Origin of the sequence: Haloarcula rubra (assembly GCF_019599465.1) — an archaeon.
Classification (GTDB): Archaea; Halobacteriota; Halobacteria; order Halobacteriales; family Haloarculaceae; genus Haloarcula; species Haloarcula rubra.
Genome location: NZ_RKLR01000002.1, coordinates 427,883 through 444,234, shown reverse-complemented (window position 1 = coordinate 444,234; position 16,352 = coordinate 427,883). Strand labels below are relative to the sequence as shown.

21 protein-coding genes are annotated in these 16,352 nt (G+C 68.8%); 13 read left to right on the top strand and 8 right to left on the bottom strand.

Annotation, left to right across the window (positions count from 1 at the left end; translation table 11 throughout):
- The first annotated feature begins 216 nt into the window (after positions 1-216).
- Positions 217-1,002: a sulfurtransferase gene (locus EGH21_RS06975; protein WP_220617750.1), complete on the top strand. Its 786-nt coding sequence runs from the start codon at positions 217-219 to the stop codon at positions 1,000-1,002.
- 21 nt (positions 1,003-1,023) lie between these two features.
- Here the strand turns inward: EGH21_RS06975 and EGH21_RS06970 are convergent, their stop codons facing one another.
- Both EGH21_RS06970 and EGH21_RS06965 read right to left on the bottom strand, forming a co-directional pair.
- Positions 1,024-2,028, bottom strand: coding sequence for an AI-2E family transporter (locus tag EGH21_RS06970; protein ID WP_220617749.1), 1,005 nt, complete (start codon positions 2,026-2,028; stop codon positions 1,024-1,026).
- 65 nt (positions 2,029-2,093) lie between these two features.
- Positions 2,094-2,774, bottom strand: coding sequence for a class I SAM-dependent methyltransferase (locus EGH21_RS06965; RefSeq protein WP_220617748.1), 681 nt, complete (start codon positions 2,772-2,774; stop codon positions 2,094-2,096).
- A gap of 90 nt (positions 2,775-2,864) precedes the next feature.
- Here EGH21_RS06965 and EGH21_RS06960 point away from each other — a divergent pair, with 90 nt between their 5' ends.
- The 3 genes from EGH21_RS06960 to EGH21_RS06950 all read left to right on the top strand — a co-directional run bounded on the left by EGH21_RS06960 (position 2,865) and on the right by EGH21_RS06950 (position 4,180).
- Entirely contained in the window at positions 2,865-3,308 is a 444-nt protein-coding gene (locus tag EGH21_RS06960) for a DUF2391 family protein (protein ID WP_220617747.1), read from the top strand.
- A 46-nt stretch (positions 3,309-3,354) separates the two neighbouring features.
- Entirely contained in the window at positions 3,355-3,933 is a 579-nt protein-coding gene (locus EGH21_RS06955; RefSeq protein ID WP_220617746.1) for a DUF7090 family protein, read from the top strand.
- Positions 3,934-4,021: 88 nt separating this feature from the next.
- Positions 4,022-4,180 carry a DUF7563 family protein gene (locus tag EGH21_RS06950; protein WP_044952319.1) on the top strand — a complete coding sequence of 53 codons (159 nt, stop codon included), beginning with the start codon at positions 4,022-4,024 and terminating at the stop codon, positions 4,178-4,180.
- 84 nt (positions 4,181-4,264) lie between these two features.
- Here the strand turns inward: EGH21_RS06950 and glmM are convergent, their stop codons facing one another.
- Positions 4,265-5,587, bottom strand: a complete 1,323-nt coding sequence (gene glmM, locus EGH21_RS06945; protein WP_220617745.1) for a phosphoglucosamine mutase — start codon at positions 5,585-5,587, stop codon at positions 4,265-4,267.
- Positions 5,588-5,639: 52 nt separating this feature from the next.
- On the bottom strand, positions 5,640-5,810 hold the full coding sequence (locus EGH21_RS06940; protein WP_236035436.1) for a hypothetical protein: 171 nt from the start codon (positions 5,808-5,810) through the stop codon (positions 5,640-5,642).
- Positions 5,811-5,869: 59 nt separating this feature from the next.
- On the opposite strand from EGH21_RS06940, the gene rpiA reads away from it, so the two are divergent.
- Positions 5,870-6,550, top strand: coding sequence for a ribose-5-phosphate isomerase RpiA (gene rpiA / locus EGH21_RS06935; RefSeq protein ID WP_220617744.1), 681 nt, complete (start codon positions 5,870-5,872; stop codon positions 6,548-6,550).
- A 47-nt stretch (positions 6,551-6,597) separates the two neighbouring features.
- Here rpiA and EGH21_RS06930 read toward each other — a convergent pair whose 3' ends face one another.
- The gene (locus EGH21_RS06930; RefSeq protein WP_220617743.1) at positions 6,598-6,765 is read right to left on the bottom strand and encodes a DUF1931 domain-containing protein; all 168 of its coding nucleotides are present in this window, start codon (positions 6,763-6,765) and stop codon (positions 6,598-6,600) included.
- Positions 6,766-7,020: 255 nt separating this feature from the next.
- Here EGH21_RS06930 and larB point away from each other — a divergent pair, with 255 nt between their 5' ends.
- The 5 genes from larB (at position 7,021) to EGH21_RS06905 (ending at position 10,273) form a co-directional block, all read left to right on the top strand.
- A complete protein-coding gene (gene larB / locus EGH21_RS06925; protein ID WP_220617742.1) occupies positions 7,021-7,794 on the top strand; it encodes a nickel pincer cofactor biosynthesis protein LarB in 774 nt (257 codons plus the stop codon).
- 105 nt (positions 7,795-7,899) lie between these two features.
- A complete protein-coding gene (locus tag EGH21_RS06920; RefSeq protein ID WP_220617741.1) occupies positions 7,900-8,049 on the top strand; it encodes a DUF7563 family protein in 150 nt (49 codons plus the stop codon).
- A gap of 27 nt (positions 8,050-8,076) precedes the next feature.
- A complete protein-coding gene (locus EGH21_RS06915) occupies positions 8,077-8,364 on the top strand; it encodes a GIY-YIG nuclease family protein (protein ID WP_220617740.1) in 288 nt (95 codons plus the stop codon).
- Positions 8,365-8,407: 43 nt separating this feature from the next.
- Positions 8,408-9,796 (top strand): phosphoglucomutase/phosphomannomutase family protein, encoded by a 1,389-nt coding sequence (locus EGH21_RS06910; RefSeq protein ID WP_220617739.1) that lies wholly within the window; start codon positions 8,408-8,410, stop codon positions 9,794-9,796.
- Positions 9,797-9,820: 24 nt separating this feature from the next.
- A complete protein-coding gene (locus tag EGH21_RS06905; RefSeq protein ID WP_220617738.1) occupies positions 9,821-10,273 on the top strand; it encodes a pyridoxamine 5'-phosphate oxidase family protein in 453 nt (150 codons plus the stop codon).
- Positions 10,274-10,304: 31 nt separating this feature from the next.
- On the opposite strand, the gene EGH21_RS06900 is transcribed toward EGH21_RS06905, so the two are convergent.
- From EGH21_RS06900 to samp2, 3 genes are read right to left on the bottom strand one after another with little or no spacing between them, the layout of a single operon-like run.
- Entirely contained in the window at positions 10,305-10,673 is a 369-nt protein-coding gene (locus EGH21_RS06900) for a GNAT family N-acetyltransferase (protein ID WP_220617737.1), read from the bottom strand.
- Positions 10,674-10,675: 2 nt separating this feature from the next.
- Positions 10,676-11,167 (bottom strand): peroxiredoxin family protein, encoded by a 492-nt coding sequence (locus tag EGH21_RS06895; protein WP_220617736.1) that lies wholly within the window; start codon positions 11,165-11,167, stop codon positions 10,676-10,678.
- Between the two features lie 50 nt (positions 11,168-11,217).
- On the bottom strand, positions 11,218-11,418 hold the full coding sequence (gene samp2 / locus EGH21_RS06890) for a ubiquitin-like small modifier protein SAMP2 (protein ID WP_220617735.1): 201 nt from the start codon (positions 11,416-11,418) through the stop codon (positions 11,218-11,220).
- A 356-nt stretch (positions 11,419-11,774) separates the two neighbouring features.
- Between samp2 and EGH21_RS06885 the strand changes: the two genes are divergently transcribed.
- The 3 genes from EGH21_RS06885 to alaS all read left to right on the top strand — a co-directional run bounded on the left by EGH21_RS06885 (position 11,775) and on the right by alaS (position 16,299).
- The gene (locus EGH21_RS06885; RefSeq protein ID WP_220617734.1) at positions 11,775-12,752 is read left to right on the top strand and encodes a replication factor C small subunit; all 978 of its coding nucleotides are present in this window, start codon (positions 11,775-11,777) and stop codon (positions 12,750-12,752) included.
- An 89-nt stretch (positions 12,753-12,841) separates the two neighbouring features.
- Entirely contained in the window at positions 12,842-13,468 is a 627-nt protein-coding gene (locus EGH21_RS06880) for an archaellin/type IV pilin N-terminal domain-containing protein (protein ID WP_220617733.1), read from the top strand.
- A gap of 47 nt (positions 13,469-13,515) precedes the next feature.
- The gene (gene alaS, locus EGH21_RS06875; protein WP_220617732.1) at positions 13,516-16,299 is read left to right on the top strand and encodes an alanine--tRNA ligase; all 2,784 of its coding nucleotides are present in this window, start codon (positions 13,516-13,518) and stop codon (positions 16,297-16,299) included.
- Positions 16,300-16,352: the final 53 nt, after the last annotated feature.

The following is a 16,352-nucleotide window of genomic DNA, read 5'->3' as shown; positions in this document are numbered from 1 at the left end:
TGTACGGCCACTCCTCCCCCCTGACGGCATATGTTGCCTCTATCACACGAACGTCCAATGTGAACGAGACACACGACGGACGACCGGAACGGCGGACAGCGCGATGGTCCGGCCGGGCCACGGGACCCCGTCGCGACACACCCGGCAACAGTTGCCACCACCTTCGACCGGCCCCGATGAGAGTCTTCAAGCGGCCCGAGTCGGAACGGACAGCCAATGACAGACATCGTCTCCGCGGCGTGGGTCGCCGACCACCGCGAGGACGTCCGCATCGTCGACGTGCGCGACGCGTGGGAGTACGACGGCCTCGGCCACCTGCCGGGCGCGGTGAACGTCCCGTTCGACACCTTCCGTACCGGCGAGGGCGAGGCGGGGATGCTCCCGAGCGAGGACGACTGGGCTGCCATCCTGTCGGCGGCCGGCGTCACGGCCGACACCGACGTCGTCGCCTACGACGACCACCACGGCGTCTTCGCCGCCCGGTTTCTGGTGACGGCGGAACTGTTGGGCCACGACCCCGCGAGGCTCCACCTGCTCGACGGCGACTTCTCCAGTTGGCAACTCGAACGCGAGACGACGAGCGAGACACCCGAGGTGGCGTCCACGGAGTACACCGTCTCGCCACCCGACTCGTCGCCGCTGGTCGGCCCGGACGAGGTGGCCGCGGCGGCCGACGACCCCGAGGCCGTGCTGGTCGACACCCGCGAGGACGAGGAGTACGCCGAGGGCCACATCCCCGGGGCCGTCCTGCTGGACTGGCGCGACCTCGTCGACGACGAGACGCGGGGCCTCCTGCCCCGCGAGGAGGCACTCGACGTCCTCGAATCGGTCGGTATCGTCCCCGAGAAGCGCGTGGTGCTGTACTGCAACACCGCCCGGCGCATCAGCCACACGTACGTCGTCCTCCGACACCTCGGGTTCGAGACGGTCGACTTCTACGAGGGGAGCCTGACCGAGTGGGAGGCCGAGGACCGCCCGCTGGCGACCGGACTCGACGACTGATACCGGAGCGTCGGTGTCGTCTCACCCCAGCGCCTGCTGGCCCGGCCCGCGTTCCTCCGCGAGCAGGTTCGCCGCCTCGACGAGCAGGGCGACGATGACGGGCCCGGCGATGAACCCCACCAGCCCCAGCGACAGCACTCCGCCGGTGAACCCGACGAAGTAGAGGCTGGCCGGCATCCCCGTCGTGTAGCGGGCGAGGCGGGGGCGGATGACCGCGTCCGGCAGGAACCCGACCAACACGAGTCCCAGCACCGTCACGAGCAGTGCGCCGACGACGTCGCCGACGACCACCTCGGCGGCGGCGATGGCGAGGACGACCACGCTCGGCCCGACGACTGGGACGAACTGGAGGACGCCGGCGACGACGGCCAGCGAGAACGCACTGTCGTAGCCCAGCGCCGCGAACACGGCCCACGCCACGAGGAAAGTGCCGAAGGCCGTCGCCGCCTGCAGGACGTAGATGGCGTACAGCGTCCCGCGCAGGCGCTCGTGGAAGCGGGTGACGACGTCGTGGTAGGGGTGCGGAATCGTCCGGTACAGCACTTTCCCGGGTGCGCTGGGCTGCCAGAGCATCGCGTACACCAGAATCGTGAACAGCACGACCTTCAGCGCGATGATGGGCGTCTCGCTGGCGAGTCCCACCGCGAGGTCGGTCAGCGACCGCCGGAGGCCGACCAGCGCCGACTGGATGTCGAGCGTGTAACGCATCTCGCCGAGGACGACGGTGACGTCCTCGGGGAGTTGTCGGAAGAACGCGAAGAGGTCCCGGCGGCGCCGGTACAGGACGACGACTGGCGGGACGAGGACGAGCGACCCGCCGACGAAGGCGATGGCCGTCGCCGCCGCCGCGGCGAGTCGCTTCGAGAGGCCGTGGCCGACGAACCACTCGGAGAGCGGAAAGAGGACGTAAGCGACGGTTATCGCGAAGAAGACGGTCGCCAGCACGCTGGACAGCAACGCCGTCGTCAGCAGTGCCAGTGCGGCGAGCAGGCCCGCGAGTACGTACGTCCGCTGGCGAGTAGCCACGCACTACCTTTCGTATCGCCCGTCAAAAACGTTCCCGGAGCTGACAACTGTCCGAAACGACTCGGTCAGGGCGCGACGCCGACGGTGACCAGCGTCCCGAACTCGCGGTAGCGCTCGACCATCGCCTCGCGGGTGTCCCAGTCCTCGGTGGGGAACTCGCTAGCGGGCGGTATCTCGATGTCGCGGTCCGGGACGTTGTCCTGTACCGCCACCGAGAGGTCGGCCTCGCGGAACGCCTCGCGGTACTCGGCGGCGCTCCAGCGAGTCATCGGCACCTCGACCAGTTCGTCCCACGCGTGGGAGTGGACGTTCTCCTCGTAGTAGTTCACGGCGCAGTGGAACGTGCCCCCGGGGCGGAGGACGCGGGCCACCTCGTCGAGGACGGCGTGGGGGTCGCCGGCGTAGTAGAACGCCTCCATCGAGAAGCAGTGGTCGACGCTGTCGGACTCGAACGGGAGGTGTTCGAAGTCCCCGACGAGGAAGCCGACGTCGGCGTCGTCGGTGTACGACCGTGCGTTCTCGGCCATCGCCGGCGAGGCGTCGATGCCGTAGGTCCGGCCCGCGTCCTTCGTCTCCTTGAGAGCGCGGCCGGCGTAGCCGCTCCCACACCCCAAATCGAGGACGGTGTCGCCCGCTTCGACGGGCATCCGGGCCAGTACGTGTTTGGCGGTGTGCCAGTGGCGGTCCTCCATCCCGCGGTCCTTCCCGCGGGCCGCCCAGTCGTCGAACTCGTCGCTGACGCTCATGGCCCAGTGTGGGAGTGGCCCGGCCAAACACCCTTCGACTCGGCCGCCGACTCCGAGACAGTTATCCGACAGGACCGTGCACGGACGGGTATGCGCCGGCGTCGCCCCCGTTACCGTGTCGCGGACACCGCCCAGCAAGTCGTGGGTGGGTTCCTGCTGGCCGGCCCGTTCGTCGTCACCGAGGAGGTGTGGGTGCTGGCCGCGAACATGACGACGGTCCACGCCGCACTGGTGGCCGGCATCGTCTTCGCCATCGGGTACGGCGCCCTCTACAAGGCCGACGCGGACCGCGACATCGACCGGGAGGCCGAGGTCGCCGGTATCCCGATACGGTTCGTCTCGTTGATGGTTGTCGCCTTCGGGTCCGTCGCCGTCCTCGCACTCGTCTTCACCGCCCCCGACACCTTCCTCGTCGAGGGCGGCATCCTCCCGGACCCGACGCCGGCGGCCGTCGCCGTGACGACGCTGAAGGCGACCACCGTCGGCGCCATCTTCAGCGTGGTCGGCGCGGCGACGGCCGACAGCGTGTTCTGAGCGGGACCCGCAGACTTAATGACTGTCGCCCCGCTTTCTCGGCTACATGGAGTATACGCTGGCCATCGACAACACGCCGGACGCCGTCGAGGGCGGGACGGGTATCCTTCTCCTGCACCCCAGCACCGGCGAGACGGACCGACTCGACACGGACTTTCTGTCGACGGACACCGACGCGATGCTGGTCATCTCGACGCGGACCACCGCTCGCGAGGTCAAGCAGAAACTGGAGTACTACGAGGTCGACGAGGACAGCGCGACCATCCTCGACACGCTGTCCGTCGAACGCGGCTACACCCGTCGACAGTCGGAGAACGTCCGCTACGCCTCCGCACCCGACGACCTAGAAGGCATCGTCGCCGAGACGGAGACGTTCCTGCAGGACCACGACGGCAAACTGCGCGTGAGTTTCGACTCGCTGACCGAACTCATCTACTACGCCGACGAGGACCAGGCCAAGGAGGCCGTCGAAGACATCCTCGAACTGCTGGCGGAGTACGACGCCGTCGGGATGTTCCACCTCGCGGAGGGGGTCCACGACGACGAGACAGTCGACGAGTTCCGCGCCCTGTTCGACGGCGTCGTCGAACTCGGCGAGGACGGCACGGTCACGAGCGAGTTCTGAGCGCGTCGTCGACACCCAATCGCCGGGTGTGCCACGAACTACCAAGGCACCAACAATTAAGACGCTATAGACCGTCGTTCGTACCTGTATGCCGGAATGCCAGAACTGCGGCAATTTTGTAACGGCCGACTACGCGCGTGTCTTCACGCCGAATGGGGTCGAGAAACCGCGGGTCTGCCCGCAGTGTGAAGACAAGATTCGCGACGGGGCCGACGTCCGCGAGGCCCGGTCGACCCGACGCGGGTAATCGAACTGGGGGTCGAGCGCTCGATTCGTTCGCCCGGGCCGTCTCTCTCCGGGCGTTCTCCGCCGGCCGCGAGTCCCGACAGCGTCAGGCCCGCGCGTCGGCCAACAGGTCCCGCGCCGTCGTCAGCACTTCGTCGGCCCGGTCGGCGTCGCGGGCCTCGGCGGTGACCCGGACGAGGGGCTGGGTCCCGCTGGCCCGGAGGAGGAACCACGCGTCCCCGAGGTCGACGCGCACGCCGTCTAACGTGGTCACGTCGTCGAACTCGTCGAGCACGCGGTCGCGGACCCGGTCCATCACCGCGCCCTTGTCGTCGACCTCGACGTTGTCCCGCCGGATGGGGTACTCCGGCACCTCGGCGGCCCGGTCGGCCAGCGGTCGGTCGGCGTCCAGCGTCACCGCGGTACAGGCCGCCAGCGGGCCGTCGGGACAGAGCGTGTGGTCGGGCCATATCCACGCACCGCTGGGTTCCCCGCCGAAGGCGACGCCGTCCTCGCTGGCGGCCTCCGCGACGTAGACGTCGCCGACCGGCGTGTACTCCACGTCGACGTCGATTTCGGCGAGGTGGTCGGCGACGGCGAGACTCGTGTCCACCGGGACGGCGACCCGTTCGCCGGGACTGGCGGCCGCCCGCGCGAACAGTGCGAGCAGGACGTCCCCGGAGAGGTAGGTGCCGTCGCCGGCCACCGCGCGCATCCGGTCGGCGTCGCCGTCGTGGGCGATACCCACGTCCGCGTCGGACTCGGCGACCAGCGTCGCTAGCGACTGGCAGTTCTCGGGGGTCGGTTCGCTCGGACGACCGGGGAACGCGCCGTCGGGTTGGCCGTTCAGCGTCTCGACGTGACAGCCCATCGCCTGCAAGACGTCGACGGTGACGCCGCCGGCACCGTTGCCCACGTCGACGACGACGTGACTGGCGAGGGTCTCGCGGTCGAGTTCCGAGCGAATCGCCTCGGCGTGGCGGGTGCGAGCACCCCGCTCCCACGAGTCGATGGTCCCGCCCTCGTCCCAGTCGGCCGGGTCGAACGCACCGTCTTCGAGGCGCTCCTCGATGGTCTCGCGCCGCGCCGTGTCGAACGCCTGCCCGGACGGTTGCCAGAGTTTGATGCCGTTGTCCTCGGCCGGGTTGTGACTCGCCGTGATGGAGACGCCGGCGTCGGCGTCGCGCCACCCGACGGCCCGCCCGACCGTCGGCGTCGACGCCAGTCCCACGTCGACCACGTCCGTCCCGCTCTCGCGCAGGCCCGCGACGAGCGCCGACCGGAGGAACTCGCCGCTCTCACGCGGGTCCCGGCCGACGACCACGCGGTCGCTGTCGACGCCCAGTGCTCGCCCGACAGAGAGCGCGAGGTCGGCGGTCACGGTGTCGCCGACCGGTCCTCGAATGCCACTCGTCCCGAATAGTGTCATACCGGGTGCGCGAGGGGAGACGGAAAAAGAATGTCGGCACGGGAACCGACGGTCACTCCGGCGACCACTCGCAGGCCGCACCCGTCGTCAGGCCCGCCTCGTCGACGTGGGCCGACAGACAGCCGTAGTTGCAGAACTGCGCCGTCGGCGCGCCACTCGGCTCGTCCGAGAGGTACACCGGGTCGTGGTCTTCGACCGGACTGCCGCAGTACGTACACTCCATGTCCGAGCCGAGCGCTCGGAGCAACAAACGTTTTGTCCGCGTCTGCGGCATCTCCGCACATGAAACAGGGCGGCTCCGACGCGGCGAAGCGCGCGGCCGGCGAGGCGGCGGCCGAGACAGTCGAGGACGGCGACGTAGTGGGCCTCGGGACTGGCAGCACCGCGGCCCACGCCATCCGGGCCGTCGGCCGGCAGGTCGACGCCGGACTGGACGTGGTCGGCGTCCCGACCTCCTTCCAGTCCCGCGAACTCGCCCGCGAGGCGGGGATTCCGCTCGCCGACTTAGACGCGGTGCGCGTCGACCTCGCCATCGACGGCGCCGACGAGGTGGCCGGCGGCGACCTCGTGAAAGGCGGCGGGGCAGCCCACGCCCGCGAGAAGATAGTCGACGCGAGCGCCGACCGCTTCCTCGTCGTCGCTGATCCCACGAAGGAGGCCGAGACGCTGTCGTACCCGGTGCCGCTCGAGGTCCTCCCGGCGGCCCGGACCACCGTCGCCGATTCGGTCCGAGAGCTCGGCGGCGACCCCGACCTGCGGCGGGCCGAACGGAAGGACGGCCCGGTCGTCACCGACAACGGCAACCTCGTGCTGGACTGTGCGTTCGGCGAGATAGCCGACCCGGAGGCGCTTGCGACGTCACTGTCGGCACTCCCGGGCGTCGTCGAACACGGCCTGTTCGTCGGCGTGGCCGACGCCGTCTACGTCGGGAGCGAGGACGGCGTCACGGTCAGAGACCTGTAGCTGTCGCTGGCGGAGAGCGTCGAAAGAAAGACTGCTCGGAGACGACCTTACAGGTCGCGCGGCTGAACGGTCTTGCGGTCGTTCTCCTCGGCTCGGCGAGCTGCGTCGGCGAGCAGCTCCTCGACCTCGGCGTCGAGGGCATCGTAGAAGTCCGAGGCCACGTTCATGTCATCGAGCTCTTCCTTGACGGCGGCTTTGACGATTAGGTCTGCCATACAAGCCGTTGTAGCGTAGGGGTTGCTTATATACTTTCCCCAATGCGATTGCTCTCGCCGGTATTCACGGGGGTTTGAGAGGTTTTTGGCCGTTGGCCCCTATATAAATAGCCCCGCGAGCGGATATATCAGGGTCGACGGACCCGTCTCCGGCGGGAATCGGACCGAGATACGCCGAGCGTCGGCGTCTGGGGCGCTCGCGCGCGCTCACCGCGGACCGACGGATAGGAGTAGCCGGCCCCCCGAGAGGCGGGCATGCGCGACCTACTCGAAGCAGTCGCGGCGGGCGAGGTCACCCCCGCCGAAGCGGAGGCGGAACTCGCCGGCTACGCCACCAGCGGCGCGGGACGGTTCGACGCGGCCCGGGAGACTCGCTCCGGCGTCCCCGAGGCGGTGCTCGGCGACGGCAAGACGCCCGCCGAGATAGCCGACCTCACGGCGACGGCCGTCGAGACGACGGGCAGGGGTATCGTCACCCGAATCGACCCGCCGGCGGCGACGGCCGTCCGACGGGAACTGGCCGCACAGGAACCCGAGGCCACGGTCCGGTGGTCCGAGCGGTCGAACTGGCTGGTGGCGACGGCACCGGGCTTCGAGCGCCCGGAGTTGGACGCCGGTGTGGGCGTCGTCACCGCCGGCACCTCCGACGCCGTCCCGGCCGGCGAGGCGGCGATGATTGCCACGGAGATGGGAGCGACGGTGACCCGCATCTCCGACGTGGGCGTCGCCAGCATCGCCCGGACCATCGACGCCGTCGACCGTCTGCGCGACCAGGACGTACTGGTCGTCGCCGCGGGCCGGGAGGGGGCGCTCCCCACCGTCGTCGCCGGCCTCGTCGACACCCCGGTCATCGGCCTCCCCGTCTCGACTGGCTACGGGCACGACGGCGAGGGTGAGGCGGCCCTCTCGGGGATGATTCAGTCCTGTACCACCCTCTCGGTCGTGAACATCGACGCGGGCTTCACGGCGGGCGCACAGGCGGGCCTCGTCGCCAGACAGGTCGACGACGCACGGGCCGAGGATGCGTAGGGCCGAACGTGTAGTTGGGCGAGAATACCCACACATTTGGGTAAACGAATATCCCTCAGGCACCCCTCGGAACATACGTCGGCGGTGGTGTCGCCGACGAACACGATGCCTGAATGTGACCATTGCGGCGCGCACGTCTCAGACCAGTTCGCCCGTGTGTTCGCTGACGAGCGCGGACACATCAGGGCCTGCCCGAACTGCTCGGCGAACGCTGGCATCGCCGAGGTATCGAGAGAGCGCGCCCACGAAGTGTGAGGCCCACTGGGCCGCCCGCATCGTGCGATGACCACCACGCGGAGCCCTGTTCACTACGCCTACGTGCTGCGGTGTAGTGACGGAAGCTTTTACACCGGCTACACGACGGACGTCGAGCGCCGGGTGCGTGAACACGACGCCGGCGACGGGGCGAAGTACACCCGTGGCCGGACGCCAGTCGAACTCGTCCACGTCGAGGAGTTCGAGTCCAGATCCGCGGCGATGAGCCGCGAGTACGACATCAAACAGCTCTCCCGGGCCGAGAAGGAACGGCTCGTGGAATCCTCGGACGCCGAGGCGGCGTTCGACCCGTGAGACGACGCGAGAATTTTTCACATCTCGCCGAGAGGTATCCAGCATGGACGAGGACGACGCCGCGGCGATAGCGTTCGGGACCGACGGGTGGCGAGCGACGTTAGACGAGTTCACCGCACCGCGCGTGCGGATGGTCGGGCAGGCAGTCGCGACGGCGCTCCGGGAGCGAGGCGAGAGCGGGACGGTGGCCGTCGGCTACGACGCCCGCGAGACGTCGCGCGGGTTCGCCGAGGAACTGGCCCGCGTGCTGTGTGCCAACGGGTTCGACGTGCTCGTCCCGGACCGTGACACGCCCACGCCCGTCGTCGCGTGGACGGTCAGAGAGCGCGGCCTCGTCGGGGCGCTCCAGATAACGGCCAGTCACAACCCGCCGGAGTACAACGGCGTGAAGTTCGTCCCCGGGTCGGGTGCGCCCGCGCTCCCGGATGCGACCGAGGATATCGTCAAGAACCTCGGCGACCCGGACCCCCTCCCCGAGGACGAGTGGGGGTCGGTCACCGAGGGCGACCTCGTCGCCGACTACGCCGACCACGCAATCGACTACGCCGACACCGACCTCTCGGGCCTCTCGGTGGCCTACGACGCGATGCACGGGAGCGGTCGGGGCGTCACCGACGCGCTCCTCGAACGTGCCGGGGCCGACGTGACCGCCCTGCGGGACGAGCAGGACCCCGAGTTCGGCGGCGGGTCGCCGGAGCCAGCGGCCGAGAACGTCAAGGAACTGATTTCACGCGTGCGCGAGGGCGACGCCGCCCTCGGCATCGTCAACGACGGCGACGCCGACCGCATCGGTATCGTGACGCCGGAGCGCGGCTATCTGGACGCGAACCTCTTCTTCGCGGCGCTGTACGACTACCTGCTGGAGTCGCGGTCCGGCGACGTCGTGCGGACCGTCTCCACCTCCAGCATCGTCGACCGGGTGGCCGAGGCCCACGGCCAGTCTGCCCACGAGGTGGCGGTCGGGTTCAAGTGGGTCGCCGAGGCGATGGCCGACCACGACGCCCTGATGGGTGGCGAGGAATCGGGTGGGTTCGGTCTGACCGACCACCTCCGCAACAAGGACGGCGTGTTGCTGGCGCTCGTGGCCGCCGCCGCCGAGGCCGAGGAATCGCTGGACGCCCGCGTCGACCGCTTGCTCGACGAACACGGCGAGATTCATCAGGGCCGGGTCAGCGTCGACTGCCCGGACGAGCGCAAGGGCCCGGTGCTGGACGCGCTGGAGGACGAACTCCCCGACTCGGTGGCCGGCGTCGACGTGGCCGGCGTCAACACCGTCGACGGGTTCAAGATTCGGCTGGCCGACGACACGTGGGTACTGGTCCGCCCCTCGGGGACGGAACCGAAACTCCGGGTCTACGCAGAGGCCGGCAGCGACCAGCGCGTGACGGAACTCCTGCGCGCCGGCCGCGAACTGGTCGTCCCGCTGGTTTAACTCGCCGGGCCGCGTTGGTCCGGCATGGACCCCGACGTCGAGTTCGCCTACACCGAGGGGCTGACCGAGGCCGAAGTCGAGAGCAGACTGCGCGACGCCACGAGCGGCGTCCTCGCGCTGGCCGACGACGGCGACGCCTACGCGATTCCGGTGTTTCACCACTACGAGGACGGGTCGCTGTACGTCCGACTGGGCGAGACGCCCGACAGCAGGAAGGCCGCCTACGTCGAGACGACGGACACCGCGACGTACGTCGTCTACGAGGCCGAAGCCACGGGCGACGACGCCGAACAGCACGGCTGGAGCGTCCTCGCCCGTGGGCCGATTCGAGTGGTTCCGCCCGACGACCCGGCCTACGACGCCGTCAGTATCAACGACCGGTTCGCCCCCATCCGGGTGTTCGACGAGGCACTGGACGAACTCGAGTTGACGCTCTACGAGTTGCGTATCGAGGAGTTGGCGGGCCGGGCGAACTGAGCGGGCGCCGTCGCGCTACCGGCGGTTACACCTACCGCTCGCCCCGCCAGCGGCCGGGTTCCTCGACGGGTTCGACCGTGAACCCGAGGCCCTCGTAGAACGGTTTCACGTCGGCGTCGAACGTGGCGGTGAGTCGTTCCCGCCGGTCTGCGGCGGCCTCGACCAGCGCCGTCCCGATGCCCTGTCCGCGGCGACGACGGCGGACCGCGACGGCCGCGACGTGTTCGCCGTCGAGGACGAGCGAACCCAGCACTCGCTCGCCGTCCTCGGAGACGACCACGAGAACGCCGTCCTCGGCGATGCTCTCTCGGACCGTCGCGACGTCGATAGAGAGCGCCGCGCCGTCGAGCACGTTCATCACGTCCGGCAGGTCGGCGACCGTGGCCTCGCGCACGAACATCGTCAGCGAGTCCGGGCGTCGTCGATGGCGTCCAGCAGGTCGTCGACGCCGGGCCGGTCGAACGTCGACTTGCTCCGGTAGGACCACACTACCTCGGGGCCGTCCCGCAGGTCGACGAGGACGGCCTCGGGCATCCGGCCGAGGAAGTCGCTCCAGTCACCCAGAAAGCCGAAGCGGACCGGCTGGTCGTACGCATCGCCGGCCGTCGCATCGGGGTCGGCGACGAGCGGATACGGTAGGTCGTAGCTGTCCTGCCACTCCCGTACGCGGTCTTCGGGTTCCGGCACGATGGAGACGACTTCGGCGTCCCGGTCGACGAACTCGTCGTACCGCCCGGCGACGGTCTGGACCTGCTCCCGGCAGTTCGTACAGTAGTGGTCCCGCTGGAACAGGAGGAGGGCGAACTCGTGGTCTGCGGCGAGCGCCGACAGCGAGAGCGGGTCCGGGCCGGGGCCGACGTTGGGCAGGGAGAAGTCGGTCGCCTCGAGAGACATACCGTAGCGTGGGGTTCGACGGGCAAAAACGGGCGGTTCCGACCGCCGGGTCAGCCGCCCTTGATGAGACGGACCACGCGCACGTGGTCGTCCTCGACTGGCTGGTTCGTCGGGACCGTCCGGTCGTCGACGAGCACCGACACCGCGTGCGGCGAGAGGTCCAGCGGCTTCAGCAGGTCGGCGTAGGTGGCGTCGTCCTCGACCGTGAGGTCGTGGGTCTCCTCGCCGGCCACCTCCACGGTGACGTCCATACCTCCGTGTATCGGGATGGACGGCTTGAGTGTGTCGGCTGGGGAGACGCGAAACCGGACCGCATATCGCTCGGAGTTCGGCTACGTACGGCCAGAGAGCCCCGGGCGTCTCGGCTCGCGCGCCCCGTGGACCAACCGAGCGGGCGGGACCGAAGAGGGGCGGCCGGCTACGCGAACCCCGGCGAAGTAAGGACCGCAGGAACGAACGCAGTGAGTGACGAGGACCACAGCGAGCCGCGGAAGCGTAGCCGGCCGAGGCTTTCTGGCGGTTCGCAGGCGATACTACTCCGTCACTGACGCCGAGTCCGAACACTGCTAGCGGGGCGTTTAAGGCTAGCCCGCGCCTCCGACCGACCATGAGTGAGGCCGAGTCCGAGTCGCGGGCGGGACGCGAAGAGGTGTGGATAGAGAAGTACCGTCCGGACTCTCTGGACGACGTGATGGGCCACGAGGACATCGTGGGCCGACTACAGAGCTACGTCCGGCGCAACGACCTCTCGCACATGTTGTTCTCGGGGCCGGCGGGCACCGGCAAGACCACCTGTGCGACGGCCATCGCCCGCGAGTTGTACGGTGAGAACTGGCGCGAGCACTTCCTCGAACTGAACGCCTCCGACGAGCGGGGTATCGACGTGGTCCGGGACCGCATCAAGAACTTCGCGCGGACCAGTTTCGGGGGTCACGAGTACCGCATCATCTTCCTGGACGAGGCCGACGCGCTGACCAGCGACGCCCAGTCCGCGCTGCGCCGGACGATGGAGCAGTTCTCGAACAACGTCCGCTTCATCCTCTCGTGTAACTACTCCAGTCAGATCATCGACCCCATCCAGTCCCGCTGTGCCGTCTTCCGGTTCTCGCCGCTGTCGGACGACGCCGTCGAACAGGAGATTCGCCACATCGCCGCCGAGGAGGACATCGAACTCACCGACGACGGCGTGGACGCACTCGTCTACGCCGCCGCCGGCGACATGCGCAAGGCCATCAACGGCCTGCAGGCGGCGTCGGTCAGCGGCGACGTGGTCGACGAGTCGGCGGTGTACGCCATCACCTCCACGGCCCGGCCCGAGGAGATTCACGACATGGTCCAGTCGGCGCTCGACGGCGACTTCACCGCCGCCCGTGCGACCCTCGACAGACTGCTCACCGAGGAAGGCATCGCCGGCGGCGACGTCATCGACCAGTTACACCGGTCGGTGTGGGAGTTCGACGTCGACGACGAGGCGGCGGTGCGCATCCTCGAACGCGTCGGGGAGACGGACTACCGCATCACGCAGGGGGCCAACGAGACGGTGCAGTTGGAGGCGATGCTGGCCACCCTCGCGAAAGGCCAGTAGCTAGTCCCGACCCGAAACCGTCGTTTTCACCCGCGATAATTGCTCACGCAGGTTTATACGAGAGTAGTCGGCTAGCTATCAGTAACTGAATGAACAGTTCGAGCAACCGACGCCGGGGTGAGCGCGGGCAGGTGGGTATCGGGACACTCATCGTCTTCATCGCGATGGTGCTGGTCGCGGCCATCGCCGCCGGCGTCCTCATCAACACGTCGGGCTACCTGCAGAGCTCGGCGGAGGCGACCGGACAGGGGGCGAGCGACTCGACGACGAACCGGGTACAGGTGGTCAGTACGACCGGGAGTCACTTCGAGAACAACGCGGTCGGCGTGGTGAACATCACGGTGAAGAAGGCCCCCGGAGCGGGCAACGTCGACCTCGGGCAGGCGACGGTGCAGTGGGTCGGGCCGAGCGGGTCGTACTACCAACTGGCCGAGAACGGGGCCTCGGGGAACCCCGACGGCCGGTTCGGCGTCTCGGTGGTTCAGGACGACGACTCACCCGCGTCGTCGCCGGTGCTGGACTCGACGGAGGACCGCTTCACCATCACGCTGGACTTAGAGAGCGCCGACGTCCTCGACAGCGAGGACGTGTTCGGCCAGCGACTGTCCGAGGGCGAGACGGCGACGGTCCGCATCACGACCGCCTCGGGTGCGACGACGGTGAAGCGAATCGTCGTCCCGAAGACGCTCTCCGGCGAGTCGGCCGTCACGGTGTAGCCCCCCTTCGGAACTGTTTTACCCGCTGCTGGGCCAACACTACGCCAATGAGTGACCTCGACGAGGCCTACCAACTCGACTACTTCGACGAGGCCGGATTCCGTCGACAGGAGTGCGCGGAGTGTGGCGACATGTTCTGGTCGCGCGCGGACCGCGACACCTGTGGCGAACCGCCCTGTGCGGAGTACGGCTTCATCGACAACCCCGGATTCGACGAGGAGTTCACCCTCTCGGAGATGCGCGAGGAGTTCCTCTCTTTCTTCGAAGCGCGCGACCACACCCGCATCGACCCGTATCCGGTCGCCGCGAACCGCTGGCGCGACGACGTCCTGTTGACCCAAGCCTCGATTTACGACTTTCAGCCGCTCGTCACGAGCGGGACGACGCCCCCGCCGGCGAACCCGCTGTGTATCTCCCAACCCTGTATCCGGATGCAGGACATCGACAACGTCGGCAAGACGGGCCGGCACACGATGGCCTTCGAGATGATGGCCCACCACGCGTTCAACGCGAAGGAGGACATCGAGGACCCCGAGGAGTACGCCTACGAGGGTGAAGTCTACTGGAAGGAAGAGACGGTCGCGTACTGCGTCGACCTGTTCGAGGAACTGGGCGCCGACGTGGACGAACTCACCCTCATCGAGGACCCGTGGGTCGGCGGCGGCAACGCCGGGCCGGCCTTCGAGGTCATCTACGAGGGCGCGGAACTGGCGACGCTCGTCTTCATGTCCCTGGAGCAGGACCCCGACGGCGAGTACGAGATGAAGGACGGCAACCGCTACTCGGAGATGGACACCTACGTCGTCGACACCGGCTACGGGCTGGAGCGGTGGACGTGGGTCTCACAGGGCACGCCCACCGTCTACGAGGCCGTCTACCCCGACATGATACAGTTCCTCAAGGACAACGCCGGGGTCGAACTCACCGACGAGGAGGAGGCCATCGTCCACGACGCCGCGAAACTCGCGGGCCGGATGGACATCGACGAGGCCGAGGACATCGAGGCCGAACGTGACACCATCGCCGACCACGTCGGCGTCAGCGTCGAGGAACTGCGCGACCTGACGGGGCCACTTGAGGACATCTACGCCATCGCCGACCACTGCCGCACGCTGGCGTACATGCTCGGCGACGGCATCGTCCCCTCGAACGTCGGGACGGGCTATCTGGCTCGGATGGTCCTCCGCCGCACCAAGCGACTGGTCGACGGCGTGGGCGTCGACGCCCCGCTGGACGAACTGGTCGACATGCAGGCCGAGCGGCTAGACTACGAGAACCGCGACACCATCCGCGACATCGTCCGCACGGAGGTCGAGAAGTACCGCGAGACGCTCGACAGGGGCGGCCGCCGCGTCCGCCAACTCGCCGACGAGTACGCCGAGACGGGCGAGCCGATTCCGACCGACGAACTGGTCGAACTGTACGACTCCCACGGCATCCAGCCAGACATGGTCGAGGAGATAGCCGAGGAGCGCGGCGTCGCCGTCGACGTGCCCGACGACTTCTACTCCGTCGTCGCGGACCGCCACGGCGGCGAGACGGCCGCGACCGACGAGACCGGCGTCCCCTACGCCGACCGACTGACCGAACTGCCCGACACCGACCGACTCTACTACGAGGACCAGCAGCGCACCGAGTTCGAGGCGGTCGTGCTGGAGGTGTTCGACCGCGACGACGGCAAGTTCGACGTGGTGCTCGACCAGACCATGTTCTACCCCGAGGGCGGTGGCCAACCGCCGGACCACGGGACCCTCTCGACGGACGACGTGACCGCCGAAGTCGAGGACGTCCAGCGCCACGACGGCGTCGTCCTCCACACCTGCGACACCGACCCCGGGAAGGGTGAGTTCGTCCGCGGGCAGATAGACGCGACCCGCCGCAAGCGCCTGATGCAACACCACACGGCGACGCACATCGTCGTCCACAGCGCCCGGCAGGTGCTGGGCGAGCACGTCCGGCAGGCCGGTGCCCAGAAGGGCGTCGACTCCTCGCGCATCGACGTCCGGCACTACGAGTCGGTGACCCGCGAGCAGGTCAAGGAGATAGAGCGGTACGCGAACGACCTCGTCCAGGACAACGTCCCGGTCACCCAGCAGTGGCCCGACCGCAACGAGGCCGAGGAGAAGCACGGCTTCGACCTGTATCAGGGCGGTATCCCGGCCGGCGAGCAGATTCGACTCATCCAAGTCGCCGACGACATCCAGGCGTGTGGCGGCACCCACGTCGCCCGTACCGGCGACATCGGGAGCATCAAACTGCTGGGCACCGAGCGGATTCAGGACGGCGTCATCCGCCTGACCTTCGCGGCCGGCGACGCGGCCGTCGAGGCGACCCAGCGCACCGAGGACGCCCTCTACGAGGCCGCCGACGTCCTCGACGTCGCGCCCGAAGAGGTCCCCGACACCGCGGCCCGGTTCTTCGACGAGTGGAAGGCCCGCGGCAAGGAGATAGAGGACCTCAAGGAGCAACTCGCCGAGGCGCGAGCGTCCGGCGGCGCCGACACCGAGGAGGTGGACGTCGACGGGACCACCGCCGTCGTCCAGCGCATCGACGCCGACATGGACGAGTTGCGCGCACAGGCCAACGCCCTCGTAGAGAAGGGCCAGATAGCCGTCCTCGGGTCCGGCCGCGACGGCGCACAGTTCGTCGTCGCCGTCCCCGACGGCGTCGACGTGGACGCCGGCGAAGTCGTCGGCGAACTCGCCGGCCGCGTCGGCGGCGGTGGCGGCGGCCCCTCGGACTTCGCACAGGGCGGCGGCCCCGACGGCGACGCGCTGGACGACGCCCTGGACGACGCGGCGGAGATTCTCCAGTCCGTCGCGAACGTCTGAGCGGCGCCGTCCGACACGGTCCGGGGTTAGTACCACGGTCCGTCAGCGGGGAA

Excerpts from the sequence above, each read along its gene's own strand:
- EGH21_RS06975 (WP_220617750.1), top strand. The coding sequence starts at position 217 with ATGACAGACATCGTCTCCGCGGCGTGGGTCGCCGACCACCGCGAGGAC.
- EGH21_RS06965 (WP_220617748.1), bottom strand. The coding sequence starts at position 2,774 with ATGAGCGTCAGCGACGAGTTCGACGACTGGGCGGCCCGCGGGAAGGAC.
- EGH21_RS06960 (WP_220617747.1), top strand. The coding sequence starts at position 2,865 with ATGCGCCGGCGTCGCCCCCGTTACCGTGTCGCGGACACCGCCCAGCAA.
- EGH21_RS06955 (WP_220617746.1), top strand. The coding sequence starts at position 3,355 with ATGGAGTATACGCTGGCCATCGACAACACGCCGGACGCCGTCGAGGGC.
- EGH21_RS06950 (WP_044952319.1), top strand. The coding sequence starts at position 4,022 with ATGCCGGAATGCCAGAACTGCGGCAATTTTGTAACGGCCGACTACGCG.
- glmM (WP_220617745.1), bottom strand. The coding sequence starts at position 5,587 with ATGACACTATTCGGGACGAGTGGCATTCGAGGACCGGTCGGCGACACC.
- EGH21_RS06940 (WP_236035436.1), bottom strand. The coding sequence starts at position 5,810 with ATGGAGTGTACGTACTGCGGCAGTCCGGTCGAAGACCACGACCCGGTG.
- rpiA (WP_220617744.1), top strand. The coding sequence starts at position 5,870 with ATGAAACAGGGCGGCTCCGACGCGGCGAAGCGCGCGGCCGGCGAGGCG.
- EGH21_RS06930 (WP_220617743.1), bottom strand. The coding sequence starts at position 6,765 with ATGGCAGACCTAATCGTCAAAGCCGCCGTCAAGGAAGAGCTCGATGAC.
- larB (WP_220617742.1), top strand. The coding sequence starts at position 7,021 with ATGCGCGACCTACTCGAAGCAGTCGCGGCGGGCGAGGTCACCCCCGCC.
- EGH21_RS06920 (WP_220617741.1), top strand. The coding sequence starts at position 7,900 with ATGCCTGAATGTGACCATTGCGGCGCGCACGTCTCAGACCAGTTCGCC.
- EGH21_RS06915 (WP_220617740.1), top strand. The coding sequence starts at position 8,077 with ATGACCACCACGCGGAGCCCTGTTCACTACGCCTACGTGCTGCGGTGT.
- EGH21_RS06910 (WP_220617739.1), top strand. The coding sequence starts at position 8,408 with ATGGACGAGGACGACGCCGCGGCGATAGCGTTCGGGACCGACGGGTGG.
- EGH21_RS06905 (WP_220617738.1), top strand. The coding sequence starts at position 9,821 with ATGGACCCCGACGTCGAGTTCGCCTACACCGAGGGGCTGACCGAGGCC.
- EGH21_RS06900 (WP_220617737.1), bottom strand. The coding sequence starts at position 10,673 with ATGTTCGTGCGCGAGGCCACGGTCGCCGACCTGCCGGACGTGATGAAC.
- EGH21_RS06895 (WP_220617736.1), bottom strand. The coding sequence starts at position 11,167 with ATGTCTCTCGAGGCGACCGACTTCTCCCTGCCCAACGTCGGCCCCGGC.
- samp2 (WP_220617735.1), bottom strand. The coding sequence starts at position 11,418 with ATGGACGTCACCGTGGAGGTGGCCGGCGAGGAGACCCACGACCTCACG.
- EGH21_RS06885 (WP_220617734.1), top strand. The coding sequence starts at position 11,775 with ATGAGTGAGGCCGAGTCCGAGTCGCGGGCGGGACGCGAAGAGGTGTGG.
- EGH21_RS06880 (WP_220617733.1), top strand. The coding sequence starts at position 12,842 with ATGAACAGTTCGAGCAACCGACGCCGGGGTGAGCGCGGGCAGGTGGGT.
- alaS (WP_220617732.1), top strand. The coding sequence starts at position 13,516 with ATGAGTGACCTCGACGAGGCCTACCAACTCGACTACTTCGACGAGGCC.